Annotated in this window: 13 protein-coding genes; 8 read left to right on the top strand and 5 right to left on the bottom strand. The window is 60.1% G+C overall.

Features of this window, described 5'->3' with window-relative positions:
* The first annotated feature begins 132 nt into the window (after positions 1–132).
* From KSW38_RS04795 to KSW38_RS04785, 3 genes are all read left to right on the top strand, one after another.
* Positions 133–981, top strand: a complete 849-nt coding sequence (locus KSW38_RS04795) for a fumarylacetoacetate hydrolase family protein (protein ID WP_216923312.1) — start codon at positions 133–135, stop codon at positions 979–981.
* Positions 982–1,069: 88 nt separating this feature from the next.
* A complete protein-coding gene (locus KSW38_RS04790; protein WP_216923310.1) occupies positions 1,070–2,056 on the top strand; it encodes a phosphotriesterase family protein in 987 nt (328 codons plus the stop codon).
* A 97-nt stretch (positions 2,057–2,153) separates the two neighbouring features.
* Positions 2,154–2,381, top strand: coding sequence for a hypothetical protein (locus KSW38_RS04785; RefSeq protein WP_216923308.1), 228 nt, complete (start codon positions 2,154–2,156; stop codon positions 2,379–2,381).
* A gap of 1,178 nt (positions 2,382–3,559) precedes the next feature.
* On the opposite strand, the gene KSW38_RS04780 is transcribed toward KSW38_RS04785, so the two are convergent.
* Positions 3,560–4,546: an NAD(P)-dependent alcohol dehydrogenase gene (locus tag KSW38_RS04780; protein ID WP_254186086.1), complete on the bottom strand. Its 987-nt coding sequence runs from the start codon at positions 4,544–4,546 to the stop codon at positions 3,560–3,562.
* A 309-nt stretch (positions 4,547–4,855) separates the two neighbouring features.
* Between KSW38_RS04780 and KSW38_RS04775 the strand changes: the two genes are divergently transcribed.
* The 5 genes from KSW38_RS04775 to KSW38_RS04755 all read left to right on the top strand — a co-directional run bounded on the left by KSW38_RS04775 (position 4,856) and on the right by KSW38_RS04755 (position 11,854).
* A complete protein-coding gene (locus KSW38_RS04775) occupies positions 4,856–5,884 on the top strand; it encodes an amidohydrolase family protein (protein WP_216923304.1) in 1,029 nt (342 codons plus the stop codon).
* The gene (locus tag KSW38_RS04770) at positions 5,881–6,606 is read left to right on the top strand and encodes an iron-sulfur cluster assembly protein (protein WP_216923303.1); all 726 of its coding nucleotides are present in this window, start codon (positions 5,881–5,883) and stop codon (positions 6,604–6,606) included. Before KSW38_RS04775 ends, KSW38_RS04770 begins: the two co-directional genes overlap by 4 nt.
* A gap of 783 nt (positions 6,607–7,389) precedes the next feature.
* Positions 7,390–7,731, top strand: coding sequence for a hypothetical protein (locus tag KSW38_RS04765; RefSeq protein ID WP_216923302.1), 342 nt, complete (start codon positions 7,390–7,392; stop codon positions 7,729–7,731).
* Positions 7,728–11,291, top strand: a complete 3,564-nt coding sequence (gene mobF, locus KSW38_RS04760; protein ID WP_216923301.1) for a MobF family relaxase — start codon at positions 7,728–7,730, stop codon at positions 11,289–11,291. The genes KSW38_RS04765 and mobF overlap by 4 nt, the downstream gene beginning before the upstream one ends.
* Before the next feature lie 20 nt (positions 11,292–11,311).
* The gene (locus KSW38_RS04755; protein WP_216923300.1) at positions 11,312–11,854 is read left to right on the top strand and encodes a RipA family octameric membrane protein; all 543 of its coding nucleotides are present in this window, start codon (positions 11,312–11,314) and stop codon (positions 11,852–11,854) included.
* Here KSW38_RS04755 and KSW38_RS04750 read toward each other — a convergent pair.
* The 4 genes from KSW38_RS04750 to KSW38_RS04735 all read right to left on the bottom strand — a co-directional run bounded on the left by KSW38_RS04750 (position 11,851) and on the right by KSW38_RS04735 (position 15,056).
* Positions 11,851–12,822, bottom strand: a complete 972-nt coding sequence (locus tag KSW38_RS04750; RefSeq protein WP_216923299.1) for a GTP pyrophosphokinase — start codon at positions 12,820–12,822, stop codon at positions 11,851–11,853. The genes KSW38_RS04755 and KSW38_RS04750 overlap by 4 nt on opposite strands.
* A 147-nt stretch (positions 12,823–12,969) precedes the next feature.
* Positions 12,970–13,251 (bottom strand): hypothetical protein, encoded by a 282-nt coding sequence (locus KSW38_RS04745; RefSeq protein ID WP_216923298.1) that lies wholly within the window; start codon positions 13,249–13,251, stop codon positions 12,970–12,972.
* Positions 13,252–13,353: 102 nt separating this feature from the next.
* Entirely contained in the window at positions 13,354–13,857 is a 504-nt protein-coding gene (locus KSW38_RS04740) for a single-stranded DNA-binding protein (RefSeq protein ID WP_216923295.1), read from the bottom strand.
* A gap of 53 nt (positions 13,858–13,910) precedes the next feature.
* Positions 13,911–15,056 (bottom strand): ArdC-like ssDNA-binding domain-containing protein, encoded by a 1,146-nt coding sequence (locus tag KSW38_RS04735; RefSeq protein ID WP_216923293.1) that lies wholly within the window; start codon positions 15,054–15,056, stop codon positions 13,911–13,913.
* Positions 15,057–15,083: the final 27 nt, after the last annotated feature.

Here is a 15,083-nt window from a genome sequence, read left to right as displayed (position 1 = left end):
AACCAGCACTAACAACATAACCTGACGGCGACCCCCGAGCAGCTGACACGCGTTCGGCTGGCCTCTGCCTGAGCGGTCCACCCCGTATGTCAGCCCTGGTGCTGGCTTGCGACAATCATGAGGAGAGCAGTAATGCGACTTGCAACGATCAGGCTAGAAGGCCGCACCGCGGCAGCTCGAGTAGAGAACGGGCTATATTACGTACTCCCGTACTCGGACGTTCGAAGCGTCCTGGAATCGAGCGGGGACTGGCGGAAGACCGCAGAGACCGACATAGGTCTCGTGCTCGATGAACACCAGGTGGATCTCGCGCCTGTTGTACCGAATCCGGAGAAGATCATCTGCGTCGGCCTGAACTATCAAGACCACGCAGCCGAGACTGGACAAATGATCCCGGAATTCCCCACCCTATTCGCCAAGTACTCGCGGAGCCTCATTGGCGCGTTCGATGAGCTGGTGCTTCCCGATGCTTCCGACGCGGTCGACTGGGAAATTGAGCTCGGCATCGTCGTTGGCCGGCAGGTACGCAGTGCCACCCCGGAAAAGAGTTGGGATGCCATCGCCGGGTATACAGTCGTCAACGACGTCTCTATGCGCGACTGGCAAGTTCGAACGTCGCAGTATCTTCAGGGCAAGACTTTCGAGTCGTCGACTCCGATCGGACCACACCTCGTATCGCCGGACGAAATCGACCACGCACGCGACTTGGAAGTGCGATGTGACGTCGACGGGGATGTCGTGCAGAAGTCGAGCACCTCAAAGCTGATTTTCAACCCCGCAGAGATCGTGTCATACATCAGTCAATTCATTACGCTCGTCCCCGGTGATGTTATCGCTACGGGAACACCCGGTGGAATCGGAGCTGCGCGCAATCCCGCCCGTTTCTTGGAAGCGGGCCAGCGTCTCACCTCCACCATCGACGGCATTGGTTCGCTCTCCAACCCCTGCACCCGCAATATTGGACAGAACAGAAAGGTATAGCAGTGTTCATCACAGCTCTAAGACTCAGTTCCCGCGTCGACCGGACCCGGCTCTGCCCCTCCCCCGAATCCCAGTCGTTCGGGCTGTCATGAGCATCCACACGGTAAGCGGTACCGCCGAGGAAGCATCAATTGGCTTCACCCTCATGCATGAACATCTTTTCATGCTGTCAGTGGGCATGTACGAGCGATGGCCGCACCTCCTTGACCGCGATGCTGCCGTCGCGGCCGTTGCAGCCAAGGTCTCTCGGGCGAAAAGTCTCGGTGTGAAGACGATCGTGGACATGACAACGCCCAACATGGGAAGGGATCTGTCGCTGTTGACGGAAGTTGCCCGCCTCACCGATGTGAACATCGTCGCCGCTACCGGGGCGCACCCTCACGAACCGCTGCCGCTCTATCTGCAGGGAGTGGTGGGAGATGCTGCGGATGGTATCGATCCAGACCGGCTGGCCGATCTGTTCGTTCACGACATCGAAGTGGGCATGGATGGAACCGAGATCAAAGCGGGAATCATCAAGACCGGCTCCGACCCAGTTGTGGACGAAAACAACACACGGCTTTTGTTGGCGGCGGCGCGCGCTCATCTGCGCACGGGTGCTCCGATCTGTACCCACACTCACGCGGGCAACCAGGTGGGTCTCCAGCAACAGGACGTCTTTGCCAACGCAGGTGTCGATCTCCGTCACGTGATAATCGGACACTGCGGCGACAGCACGGACCTGAGTTATCTCACAGCTCTTGCAGACCGGGGCTCGTATCTCGGGATGGACAGGTTCGGCTACACCATGCCAGGACGTGCCACCTTGACAACCTCCCAACGCGTAGAGGTTGTGGCCGAGCTCTGTCGCCTCGGCTACGCATCCAAGATGGTGCTTTCCAGTGATTCAGTCACCTGGAGCGATGTCATCTCAGGTGACTACTTCGCCGAGCATCTTCCGGATTGGAACTTGGCGTACGTGCCGAACACCGTTATCGATCACCTGAAGGAAGCGGGAATCTCTGACCACGATCTGTACCAGATGACGCATGTGAACCCCGCAACGGTTCTCTCGGGCAGACGGGGCGGTTCCTAGAGCGGGACTGCATTTCCCGCGATGGGGCACACCTCATGGGGCACAATGCTGGCCCAGTATCGCCTGCAGCTGCTACCAACCACTAAGGAGACCAGGAATGACCGTCCAAGAGCTGGTACCCATCGAAATTAGAGTCCACGACAGGGCCTCAATGGACCGTTGCCTCGCCGCTGCGGTCGACCGGATGATCGACAGCGCCAAGGGGCAACGGACGCATGGCATCCTACTGACCCGGCTTGGCGATGGGCACTTCATTGTCGCTTTCAGCAGTGCAGTCCCCTTTGGCCACACGGACCAAGTCGATCTCCGACACCAAACCGCCTAGGGGACTTTCCGAGACGTTTGCTTTGCTTCGAACTATTCGGGCTCAGGGCCGCTCTGTCAGGACCATCGCGGGTGTAATTCCGACGACGGCGACGTGCGCAGGCCCGTCCAGTCCCGTGATGCGCTCTCACCGTCGGGGTCGTTCCTGGGATCCTTGACTTTCGGGCGCTTCCGCCAACTGGACGCCGTTGGCTCCCGGTTCTGGTAACCTCGTCCGTCCCGATTTGGCGTTCCCAGGGCGCACCACGGCCAAAGCCGGCGCCGCGGTCTCCTTCGCAGCCGCAGGGACCCGCCATCAGACGTGCGATCGCGGGAACAGCCCAGGACGCCTGCGAACCCATCCAGTACACGAACGCGGTCTTCGACGAAAATGCTGACCGGTGGATCTCCACCGGTCAGCATCGCTGAAACCCGATTCGTGCGGAAGCAGTCCGAAAACTTCAACGGGCGCCTGGGGCAGTCTACCATCTTCAACATCTGCCGATGGCTGGAACGGGCCGCATCACCGACCGCTGACCGGCACCGGGAACTGACAGGAATGGTCAAGGCGATGCACGATTCCTCCCATGGGATCTTCAGCCACCGCACGGGCCATCGGACCCGGAAAACGCCTTCTGGACCAACCTCGCCAGGACTTCACCCCTTGCCTCTGATGCCGCCGGCACGAAGCCCATCGGGACCCTCACCTAACCGCGCACCCGCGAGGGCTGACGCTATCTGACGACTGTCATCGACCTGTACACCCACATGGTCATCGGCTGGACTATGACCGACCACCAGCGTGCCTCCCTCGCCAGCACGCGCTGAAATAGCCAGGAACACCTGACCTCTGATGCTGATGCCACTTCCCGCAGGGAATATAGCCTCGCCAGCCGCCAGGCCGCCCGAGGGCGACCCCGCGCTACTTCCGAGGTCGTCTATAACCGCTGCCCCACACCAACTACAACGGCGGGGGCTACCGCCAGCAACAGCAGTAGCAAACTACAACACCAAAAACCAGCACATACCTCCGGCCGCCCAACCACCGAAATCTTATGCCGGCCGGCCTAAACCGCGATGACCCACCGTATTGAAAGCCAGGCCGGATCTCGTCGAACGCCTTAGCTCCCGGACTTAATGAACCGTCAAGAGCAGACACCCCAGCTATGCACTCGGCGCGCCCGGCATACCCGCAGTCGTCTAGGGCACGAGGATGGCGCGTCCAACGACCCGCCCGCGGTGAAGATCGTCCAGCGCATCAAGAGCGGCATCGAGCGGATACTCCGACGTGTGAAGGGTGACCTGACCCTTGGCCGTAAGAGTCATCAGCTCGACCAGGTCGGTATAGGTGCCGACCAGATTCCCTACCACGCTGATTTCCTTCGAGATAACCTCGATGGTCGGTAGCTCGATTGCCCCGCCGTAGCCGATCACGTAATGCGATCCCCGGTTACGCAGCAGCTGAGGAGAAATCTTCTCTGCGCCCAACTCCCCGACGTAGTCGAACACGACATGCGCCCCGCCCTCGGTGATATCCCGCACGCCCTTCCTCACCGCGTCGTCCGTTGTGGCAAGGATTGTATGGTGGGCCCCCAGTGTCCTCGCCAGCTCAAGAGCCGATTCGCTCCGATCCACTACTGTGATCTCGGCGCTAGTGATCGCAGCCAGAGCCTGCACCCCAATGTGGCCCAGCCCTCCGGCGCCGAACACAACGGCGTGCGAGCCGGGGAATAGCCCGGATGCGGCTTTTCTCACCGCGTGGTAAGCAGTTAGGCCGGCGTCAGCCAAGGCCGCCACCTTGCTGGGGGCGAGCGAAGGGTCCAACTTGACCACTGCCCGGGCGTTTGTCAGGATCAGCTCAGCCATACCGCCGTCTGCGTTGATTCCGGGGAAGCTTGCACGCTCGCAATGCGAGTCCTGTCCGATGCGGCATGGGCCGCAGAGCCCGCAGGTGACGAGCGGATGCAGAATCACCAGGTCACCCGGCTTTACATTGTCGACGGCGCTGCCTACCTCCCGAACCCAACCGGCGTTCTCATGCCCGAGGGTGTATGGCAGATCGGGCTTCTGAATCTCCGCCCATTGACCCTCGATGATGTGTAGATCCGTGCGGCAGACGCCAGCCGCCCCAATCTCGACGATCACATCCCAGGGACCAGAGACCTTTGGCTCGTCGATCTCATCCATCGAGGGTGCTTGCTGATATCTGTGGAGACGAAGCGCCTTCATTTTCCTACCTCACTGTCGATCACGTGGTGACCACGCTAACAAACAAGTGCTTGGTTGACCAGCGCAAGTTGGCCACCCGCCCGTCAGGAGCAATGTGCCCCCCGACGGGCCTAGTTCGGAACCAATTCAGGGCCACATTTCAGGCGTTGGCCGGACAAGTCGCGAGACGTGCCTTGCGATCTCAAACATATGATTGGTAGATTGCCCTTGAAATGCAGCATTCAACATCGCGACGCCGCTGTCGCGGAATAGAGAACGAGGGTCGAGATGTACTCCAAAGACGGGGAAGATTATTTCGTAGTGGACTCCCATGTCCACATGTGGGATGGCTCGGACGAGAACCAGCGGAACATTCACGGAGCGGAGTTCATTGAGTGTTTCTACGCATACCACCGAAACCTCTCTCCCGAGGAGTACGTGTGGGATTTCCGCAAGTATCAGAAGTACACCGAACAGAATTTCATGACAGACATCTTCGAAAACGGTTACGTCGATCACGCGATTTTCAACCCTGCGGCGCTCCCAGCGTTCTACAAGAACGGATTCAGTCGCGACCTTGCTCAGGACATGGCTCGCCGGTCGCCGGAGCGCCTCACCTACAACCATAATTTCGATCCTCGATTTGGCGAGGCCGGGCTTCGCCGTTTGGAGGACGCCGCGCACGAGTTCGGACTAAAGGGTGTCAAGATCTATACGGCGGAATGGCACGGAGAGAGCCGCGGGTTCAAGATGAGCGACCGCGAAACCTACCGCTATCTGGAGAAGTGCCAGGAGCTCGGGATCAAGAACATCCACGTACATAAGGGACCGACGATTAAGCCACTCGACCGTGACTCGTTCGACGTCGCTGACATCGACTACTGCGCTACCGACTTCCCGGACCTGAACTTCATCGTCGAGCACGTTGGCCTTCCCCGACTCGAGGATTTCTGTTGGATAGCGACGCAGGAGACCAATGTCTACGGAGGACTCGCAGTCGCTATGCCCTTCATCCATACCCGACCGCGGTACTGGGCTCAGATCATCGGTGAGCTGCTCTACTGGATCGGTGAGGACAAGATCCTGTTCGGTTCCGACTATGCCCTTTGGCAGCCCAAGTGGCTGGTGGAGAAGTTCGTGGACTTCCAGATTCCCGAGGATATGCAGGGCGAATACGGCGAGATCACTGTGGCACAAAAGAAGAAGATCCTGGGCCTCAACGCCGCCGCACTCTATCCGCACATAGAGGTGCCCGAGCACCTCCGCTTGAATCCCGCAGCGACCGAAGCCGAACCCGTAGGCGCGCTGGAAAAATGACCGCGACAAGCACGCGTTTTGGCTTGATCGAAGACCGAGCATGGCGGGCACTTTCCACCGTCACTGACCCGGAATTGGATGAGCCACTTACGACCCTCGGATTCGTCGGGAGGGTAGAGACGGACGGCAGGGTCGTCACAGCCACGCTGAGACTACCGACGGCCTTCTGCTCTCCTAACTTCGCGTTCATGATGGCGGCCGATTCCGCTGATGCCTTGCGGGCGGAGTTTCCCGAAATGTCCACTCGGGTTGAGCTCGAGGGTAATGCTGACTCCGAGCGCATCAACTCTGCTGTCGCAGCGGGAGTCGGATTTGCCGACGCCTACCCGGACGAAGCATCAAGCGGCCTGGATGACCTTCGCACCATCTTCCGATCGAAGGCTCACCTCGCATCCCTTGAGCGCGTGATCGCTATACTCGTATCCATTTATGCGGTCGTCCCAGAATTGCTACCGTCAATTAGGCTCAAGGATGTGCCGCCGACGCAGGAACGAGAAGCGCTAGTGAGGCGCCGAAGCGATCTCGGGATCAGCATCGACGACAACGCATTCCTCCTCGTCAACGCCGATGGTTCCCGCTGGGACACCACCGACTTGGCAGTTCAGATAAGGTTCGCCAAGGCAACACGAATCTCAATCGAGGGAAACGCCCACTTCTGTCGCGGTCTACTACGCACCCGGTATGACGAGCCTACATACGTCCCTGGGCCCACAAGCCCGTAAGGGTCGGCTAGAAGGGTGTCGGTCGGATCCTTGACTACGAACACTTCTTTGAGCCGCCGGGAGGCCCTGCAGCTGAGCGACCACCGCAGCACAGCAGAAGCATGCGGTGGTGGGCCAGGCCTTGCCGATCGCCTGGCCACATGGATCATTGACCTGCTTGGGGAGGTTCTGTCGGATTCCGGTCATGGTCTGATTCGCCAAACGAGACCAGATGGAAGTGGCCGACCACGACAATGGGCGGGGAGCCACACCCGATGCGGTCCCGGCGGCCAAGTATACTCGGGACCCTTACCGGTGTGCAGATTTACGATGGTCCTCATCCAGGGCTCGAACCCGGTCCATGCCTTCGTTGACGGTTCCTGGAAATAGCGCACGGACCGGAACCGGTGCTCGTTTATGCCCAGGATCCGCGGACGGAGTCCGTCCACGTCGGGCAGCTGCGTCCGACGCGCTTCGCTGACAGCGGCACCGACTGCCCTAAGGACGCGTGCAGCCGGCAGCTGTTCCGACACGGCACTGCCCGGGAGCGGGACCCTCCAATACCTGACAGCTGCTACCGAAGTTCTAGACCCAAAGCTGACAATGCTTCCAGCCTCGTCCGCCACAGAATCAGGCACAACCCCCGCTCAGCCGTAAGCTGGACGTCACCGCCCAACCACCTACACTCATCTCCTGCGCCTGCAAGCCGTTCTTCGTCTCACACCTCTGGCATCCAAGGCCCCGGCGCTCCGAATTTGATTCGAAACGTCATGCACGCGGTCGTTGTCTCCACCATGAACGTTCGTGAACAAGAAGAATTCGGCAGCAACCGAAAAGACAAGCAGGGACGCCTGCCAGGACCGCGTTGACCGCCTCACCACCGAACTGAGATCCCAATCGACAGAACTCGAACGCCTCCACGCCATCTACGACGAACTCGACACACGGAATGCGCTCCTCCACAACGAAGTCCTCCGACTCAAAAGAGCGCAGCGCACGAACGTCCAGGACCTCGCACACGTGGCCGCAGCCCTGGTCCACGTGTCGAAAGTGAAGGGCGTTGCCCTGGATCCCACGACAGTTGGCATCCTCCGCCGTAGAGGCTGGCTGACCAGCAAGAGCAGAACCGGGGCGCTTCGTGCATGACTATGTCCATCGCCCGACTGTCCGTGAAGTCCGGGCTGAAGTACCTCTTCAAGTCGACAATGCTCGACGACGTCCGCCCCACTCCCGAGGACACCATCAGCTACTACCTGGCCACGGGAACACCCCAGGGCCGCTGGATGGGTCGCGGACTCGACGGCATTAACCGAACACCCGGCCAGACAGTAACGGAATCCGACGCAAGATCAATCTTCGAGGACGCCCAACACCCTGACACAGCAGCGCCTCTCGGCCGCCCTTACGGCGAAGTCACCATTGCCCAAAAGAACCACGAACAAACCACCAACCACCATGCCGTCGCCGGGTTCGACCTCACCTTCAGCGTCCCAAAGTCAGTCTCCGTGATATGGGCGGTCAGCCCACGAGAACTCCAGGAACTGATTCTCCAAACCCACCACGAAGCCGTCGAAATGACACTCCAATGGCTCGAGGACCTCGTCATTAGCACCCGCGCCGGACGCAACGGCATCGCGCACCTCGGCACACGGGGAGTCATTGCCGCCGCTTTCGACCACTGGGAATCACGGGCCGGCGACCCACAACTCCACACCCATGTCGTCATCGCTAACCGCGTTCAGCGCATCACGGACAACGCCTGGGTCACGCTGGATTCGCGAAGTCTTTATAGGGCCGTCGTCGCCGCCAGCGAACACTACAACGGGCTCCTTTTCGATGCCCTGAAAAAGAATCTCGGGACCGACACGGACATCCGGGCTCCGGCACAGAACACTCACAATCCGAGCCAACAACTCACCGGCATCGACGACGCCCTCATTCGCGAATTCTCCAACCGCTCCAGGCTCATCGATGTCGAAACCGACAGGCTCGTTGACGAATGGATCACCGAACACGGCAACCGTCCGTCAGCCACCACCGTTGTCAAGCTTCGCCAGCAGGCAACTCTCTCAACCCGATCCCCCAAGGATCTAACTCCGACTCCCCTCCGCGAGCTCTCGGCCACTTGGCGCGATCGCTCACGAAGCAAAGGCTTTGATCCCGAGCGAGTCGTCTCATCCACCATTCGGCGCTCCCGCAACCAGCCCTTCCGCATAGGCGACTTCGCCCCTGATTGGATTGCCGCCGTCGGGCATGTCACCCGTCAGCGCGTCGCCGCAAAGCGGTCCACCTGGAATCGCTGGAACCTGATTGCAGAAGCCGAGCGCGTGTGCGCCGAGATTCGTTGCGCCTCGCCGGAGGACCGGAACGCGATGATCGACGCCGTCGCCACAGCTGCGGAGCTCCAGTCGGTGCCGCTCAACGAATACCGCTACAGCCTCCCTGCCGAGGCTGAAGGCGATCTCCGTTTCGCGAACCGGAGCGTCTTCGACTTTCACGGATCGCGCCTGTACACGGATGAGGCGGCTCTCGCCTTCGAGGACCAGATTCTCGCGGCAAGGAACGACGACGGCGGCCCGGCTGTCAGCGCGAATGTCGCCATGGCATTACTCGCCTCTTACAGAAAAGGGGGCACGTCGGAGCTGCACGAAGACCAGCAGGCTGCCGCTGTCGAAGTCCTGCTTAGCCTCCATCGACTGGACGCCATCGTTGGCCCGGCCGGTACGGGCAAGACCACAACCCTCGGGGCGATCAAAGCAGCTTGGGAAGCGCAGTTCGGTCCAGGCAGCGTTGTCGGATTGGCTCCGGCGGCTGCGAGCGCCGAGGTTCTTGGCTCGGAGTTGGCCATGGTTGCTGAGAATGTCTCTAAGTGGCTTTACGAGTCCGTGGGTAGCGGAGCAGCGCAAAGGAGTTCGGCCTTCTTTGATGCAGAGTCTCGGCTCACCTCAAACGGGACTACGAACGCTGCGAAGTCTCTTCTCGAGCAACAGATCACCCGGTTGGCGGCGGAGCAGACTCAATGGACCTTCAGGGCGAATCAGCTCGTCGTGGTCGATGAAGCGTCTATGGTTTCCACCCAGCAGCTTGCGGCCATCGTGGCGCAAGCCCAACAGGCCCAGGCGAAGGTCCTGTTGGTTGGCGATCCGGCTCAGCTTGATTCAATAGACGCTGGCGGCGTTCTTGGCTGGCTCGACAGGCTGGGAAAGGCCGCAAGGCTGAGTTCGATCTGGCGCTTCCAGCACGCATGGGAGGCTTCGGCTTCTATGGGTCTCCGTGCAGGTGACATCTCCGTGCTCGCTGAGTACGAGCAACATGGGCGGATCAGTCACGGCACCTATCTGGACATGATGGACCGTGCGTATGCCGCTTGGCACTCCGACGTCCTTTCAGGGCAGGCTTCGGTCCTGATCGCTCCTGACAACGAGACGGTCGGCATGCTCAACCAGCGGGCCCAAGCTGACAGGGTGATCCTGGGCGTCGCTGATGCAGAACATGCACTCGTGCTCAGGGATGGGCTGCGGGCGGGTCGCGGCGACATCGTCATTGCCCGTCGGAATGAGCGATCGATTGTGGACGACCAGGGTGCCTTCATTCGGAATGGAACTCTGCTTGAAGTCCTGAGTGTCAGCGTCCGGCCGGATTCGCTCAAGGCACGCCGAACGGATACCGGTGCGACGGTCGAACTCGGCGCATCGTATCTGGAGTCGTCCGTTGAGCTCGGATACGCCACCACGGCCCACCGATCTCAGGGCATCACGGTGGACTCTGCCCACGTCGTGGTCACTCCGGGGCGACTCACCCGTGAGCTCCTGTACGTCAGCATGACCCGTGGACGACTCTCCAACACGGCCTATGTCAGTGAGAACGACCCCGACGAAGACGAGATCCTTGACCCGAGCGCTCGATCGGGGTGGCGGGCGATACTTGGCGAAGTCCTCGCAGCCGAAGGCGCAGAGCGAACGGCCCACGAGGTCCGCGACCGTGAACGATCCCACGCGGACCGCCTTGAGCGGCTAAACCGCGAGTATGACTATCTAGCTCAGATAGCAGCGTCCGCCGAGTTGGCAAGAACTCTCGAGCCCCATTCACCCGGTCTGGCTGACACACTACGAGCCTCCCCCGCATGGGGAGCGGCAGTAGCTGCATGGCGCCAGGCGACAAACACCAATCGCCCAGGGGCGCATCGCGTACTCTCCGAATCCCTAGGGTCAGGCGCCACGGCCAATGACCTCACTGCATTGATCCGCTCACGCCTTCGCCGCTACTGTTCCGCGATGCCCCGTACACCCATCGATCCCCTGTCAGAACAGATCGCCGTCGAACGCGACGATGTGAAAGAGACCCTGGATCAAGTACGACGGCGGATTGGGAACCGTACCGACCATGTCATCAGGGCTGCACTACTTGAGGAACCTGAATGGAAGACAGCCCTCTTCGATGAACTCGGGGCGCAAGTGGATTCGTTCGCGATCGCGGCCCTGATTCGCCAAGTTGCCGTCTATAGAGACCGATGGGGTATCCACGACTCCCCTCTCGCTCTCGGTGCAGCTCCAGCCAACTGGGAGTGGGAACAGCGCACGCAATGGGAGCACCTCCAAGGGGCAGTCCAAAGAGCGGCCCGGCCACTCCTCGAGGCGCCAGACTTCGTGGACTTCAACGGAATGCAAGCCCAGCTAAGCCTTACCAACACGGGTTGGCAGCTTTAAGCTGGGAAGAGGAGCAAAACGTGCAAGCAAATCCTGTCCTCAAACCGAAAGTCGCTACACCCGCTCTGATCGTCACAAGCGCGGTGACGCTGGCACTTGCTCTCATGTTGGCTGCGACGACCTTTACGTTTCCCGTTGCCGGCTGGGCTCTGGTCTTAGTCGTGGCTGTAGGACTCGTGCTGTCCTTCATCTGGTACGGGAGAATCCGTGACTACCGAGTGTGGCAGACCGCGAGTCGTGCGCAGTGGGAACTGCTGGAATCGTTGAAGCGGTCCACTGGGACCACCACGGAGGTGACAGTCGTCAGTGTTGACTCACCTCAGCCGACTGGAGCCTGGATCACCATCCGCTGGAACCGCTTCGACTACTTACAGCCCGCATGGATCGAAGCGCTATCAGAGCCCATCTGGCCCGGCTCCGTGCTGCTGATCCGACCGGATCCTGCTCAGATCCGACCCGGCATGCCGTGGCCCCCGACCTACAGCATTTCAGGCAAAGAAGTATTGGGGTGGGCACCGCGAATTTCAGGACTACGGAAAACGTCGGGCCTCCCATATGTCTAGCCCTTACCGTAGGTCCTTTCATAGATGATGGAGACGAACTTGGCGTTTCCGTACGCCACGGCATGTCGGGCTATGCCGACCCGGAAATACTTACCTCCCTCTCCCGGACCGGGGTGATGTTTTTCCCAATCCAAAGCAGCCGGAAGGTAGGTCAGTAGGTCGCTTCGGAGCTGCCCAACTGTCTCGTACCCAGCGTTTAGAAGGTCCTCCACTAGATGCAGGAGCGGCCGCCGCACGTCTTCGTCGGTAGGTACTGGAATCCCGTCGGGAGGAACAAGGTGATCGACTCGGTCCGGCAGAAGCACTTCCAAAAGCGCCGCGACAGTGACGGCGTCGAGTGCCTCAAGAGAATCGGCAGGCTGCGCCACCGCGGCGGCAAGATCTTGAAAACGACCATCCGCCAAATAGAGGGTCTCGGCCAATTCGTCAAAGGCTTGTTGATTCTCGCCGGAGGTGTCTTCGTCACGCTTATAGGACAAATGGTGAGAAACATTTGCCCACGCGTCCATCAGGATAGTCCGCACCTGGAGCTCAAACTTGAGACCTCTTAGTCGATCATACCGAGGACCAGAATCGGTTGGCTGGAGTGTGCACACGTAGTGGACAGCCATGTAACCGAAGTTCCCTTGGCTAGCACCCACAGTCTTGTCTTCTCGGACGACAACATCGAAGACCCGCCGAATTGCCGCCTCGATGGCTTCCAAATCGGAACGGTATAGACAAATTACCCGCACACCGACGATATCCTCGACCTCACGTTCTGGGGAATCATAGGACTTTCGCAGGATCTTGCCGAAGAGGCTTTTCCTATCCTTGACTCTCCCAGCGATACTGTGGACCGGGATGTCAATTGCCTGCTCAAGGGCAAAGACTACTTCGCCTTTGAGCCTCTCGTAGAGTCCAACATTGTCGTCATAAAAGCTCAGATCGCTATACGGTGCTTTGTTATCTGAGGTCTGCGGATCCATAAACTGACTCTAAGACAAACCGACGTCAAGGATCGAATTGAGAACCTACGCGAGCGGCTACAGGTACCCGTCTACCCATGAAGTCAAAGGCGTCGCGTCGGTAGTTGATGAGAACTCACGCCATTTAGCCGCTTACATATGAAGTGATCAAAGCGGCCGTCCCCGCCACGAGTCCCGATCCACCCTCTTGATCTGCCCAGCCGGGAACCACTCCACATGGTAGACCCGCCGGTCATCCACCCACTCCACCAGCCCAAACGACCTCGTGTACTTAATCGCCCGCCCATAGATTTCACCCACGCGAACCAACGGCTGCTTTCCAAGGTCAAGCTCAATGATCTTGCCGTCGTCCGGTTTGGGGTGGTTGTCGTCGGCCTCGATCTGGGCCATCATGCGTGCGAAAGCGATGGAGTCTTGCTTCGGTCTCATAGAAACAAGATTAGAACATATATTCGAATAGCGCTTCGACGCCAGACAGACAGCTGCCCACGACACCAACGTGCGACGTGGGCAGCGAGTTGCAGGAGCGGATCAGATCGACATGTCAGTCCGCGCTCCGCCGAAAGGGGACGACACCACCGGGCTTTTGGTCGTCACGTTGTATACGGGCCAGCCAGACGCGGTCGTTGCCTCCGGACCGGTTGCCTCCACCGCGGTCTCTGGTTCCGTGACGGCACGGGCAGAACGCTGGTAGGTGGCGGTCCCAAACCGAAGATCAGGGCCAATCGTGTCAGCAATGATGCGTCGAGCCTCGCGTCGCTCGCCGTCCTTGTCGTACGACCGGAATTCCAGTTCACCCGACACGGTCACCGGATCCCCTTTCTTCAACGACGTAGCGGCGTTCTCCGCAAGCATCCGGAAGGCCGAGACGTTGTGGAAGACCGGTTCCCCGTCCCTCCACGTACCGTCCGGGTTTTGAATCCGCTGGTTCACAGCGACCCGAATCTTCGCATGCGGCGTTCCGGACTCCCCGATCGTGAGCTCAGGGTCCGCGACAAGATTTCCCGCAATGGTGATGGGAATTTTCGTGTTCATGGTCGGTTACCTTTCTTCGCCAACGGGCCTTTCCCATCGGACATCTGAACGGATCAGGGACCTGCCAACTCAGGGCCAGGCATCGAGGCGCCCGGGCCGGGCACGCCAGCGTATGTAGAGGAAGCCGTGACAGCGGGCGAAGCGCTGACAGCAGCGAACTTCCCACCAAACCCAGGAGGATCCGAAATGGCGAGAATGCCTTTGGTTGCCGCCGTTACCCGCCCCAGCACGGACTTGGCGATGTCCACGCGCGACGTCGGAGCACGCCCCTCCTGCAGTTCCTTTTCGGTTCTGATGACCGCGTCAGCCCACCCAGCCAAGTAAGTGGCCGACTGTGGCCCACGATCAATGCCATGAGCCCTGAGGACGGTGTAAGCAACCGATTCGGCCTCCACTTCAGCCAAACCGCGGTGATTCGCGCTGCTGCCGTACAGCCGACCAACACTGTCGTCCGGCCCGTGCAACAAGACGTGACCAAGTTCGTGGGCAAGCACGGCGACCTGCTCTTCGGCGTTCATCCAAAGGCCAACTTGGATTCGACGAGCATCGAAGTCGGTGTAGCCACTCGTATAGCCATACTGGACACCTGACACCTCCACCCGGAAGCTGCGTTCCTTCGCAACATCACACAGGGAACGCCACAGGTCATCCAGGTTCTCGCCGGATTCAACGCCCCCGCGCGGCACCAGGATCGGTGTTCCTTCCGTTTGGGTAACGTCAAAGACTGCCTGTCCGCGCCAACCCGTGACGACGTTCTTCTTGCCAAGACTGATCGCATCGACCGGCGCTGCCTGGGCCACGGGCAATAGCTTCCGCTGACCATCGGCCATTTTCAGCTCCTGCATTGACGCAGTCCGCGGTGCGATCACCCAGAGCGCGTGCTCGCCCCGCAGCACCGTCCGCCCATGACGCGCCCACTCTTTGTAGCCGGCCACCAGCGTCGGCTCCTCAGTACCACGCTGTGCCATCTGCGCCATTAGCAGGGCCACGTTGCCCCCTGAATAACGCCACAAAGTGGCTGAGGCGTCGAGCAACACCTGCCATCGAGCCGGCGACTCAATAGCTTGCTCGAGGGCAGTATGGAGCCCTTCGGTGAGACTGGCGATGCGCTCTTCAGGTGACATTCGAACGCTCGGCGGAAGGCCGACGTCGTCCGTCCCACCAGGCAGGTGAGCGTTCGATTCAGGTGCAGCGGCCACGACAGCCATCCTTCGTACTTCTGAGTC

This window comes from Paenarthrobacter aromaticivorans (assembly GCF_019038615.1).
Lineage (GTDB): Bacteria > Actinomycetota > Actinomycetes > Actinomycetales > Micrococcaceae > Arthrobacter > Arthrobacter aromaticivorans.
Note: the sequence above shows the minus strand (reverse complement) of the source record. Positions and strands in the feature narration are given on the sequence as shown.

What these genes read in the sequence shown, in the direction of transcription:
- KSW38_RS04780 (WP_254186086.1), bottom strand. Translation starts at nt 4,546, where the DNA reads ATGGATGAGATCGACGAGCCAAAGGTCTCTGGTCCCTGGGATGTGATC.
- KSW38_RS04770 (WP_216923303.1), top strand. Translation starts at nt 5,881, where the DNA reads ATGACCGCGACAAGCACGCGTTTTGGCTTGATCGAAGACCGAGCATGG.
- mobF (WP_216923301.1), top strand. Translation starts at nt 7,728, where the DNA reads ATGACTATGTCCATCGCCCGACTGTCCGTGAAGTCCGGGCTGAAGTAC.
- KSW38_RS04785 (WP_216923308.1), top strand. Translation starts at nt 2,154, where the DNA reads ATGACCGTCCAAGAGCTGGTACCCATCGAAATTAGAGTCCACGACAGG.
- KSW38_RS04775 (WP_216923304.1), top strand. Translation starts at nt 4,856, where the DNA reads ATGTACTCCAAAGACGGGGAAGATTATTTCGTAGTGGACTCCCATGTC.
- KSW38_RS04745 (WP_216923298.1), bottom strand. Translation starts at nt 13,251, where the DNA reads ATGAGACCGAAGCAAGACTCCATCGCTTTCGCACGCATGATGGCCCAG.
- KSW38_RS04795 (WP_216923312.1), top strand. Translation starts at nt 133, where the DNA reads ATGCGACTTGCAACGATCAGGCTAGAAGGCCGCACCGCGGCAGCTCGA.
- KSW38_RS04790 (WP_216923310.1), top strand. Translation starts at nt 1,070, where the DNA reads ATGAGCATCCACACGGTAAGCGGTACCGCCGAGGAAGCATCAATTGGC.
- KSW38_RS04750 (WP_216923299.1), bottom strand. Translation starts at nt 12,822, where the DNA reads ATGGATCCGCAGACCTCAGATAACAAAGCACCGTATAGCGATCTGAGC.
- KSW38_RS04740 (WP_216923295.1), bottom strand. Translation starts at nt 13,857, where the DNA reads ATGAACACGAAAATTCCCATCACCATTGCGGGAAATCTTGTCGCGGAC.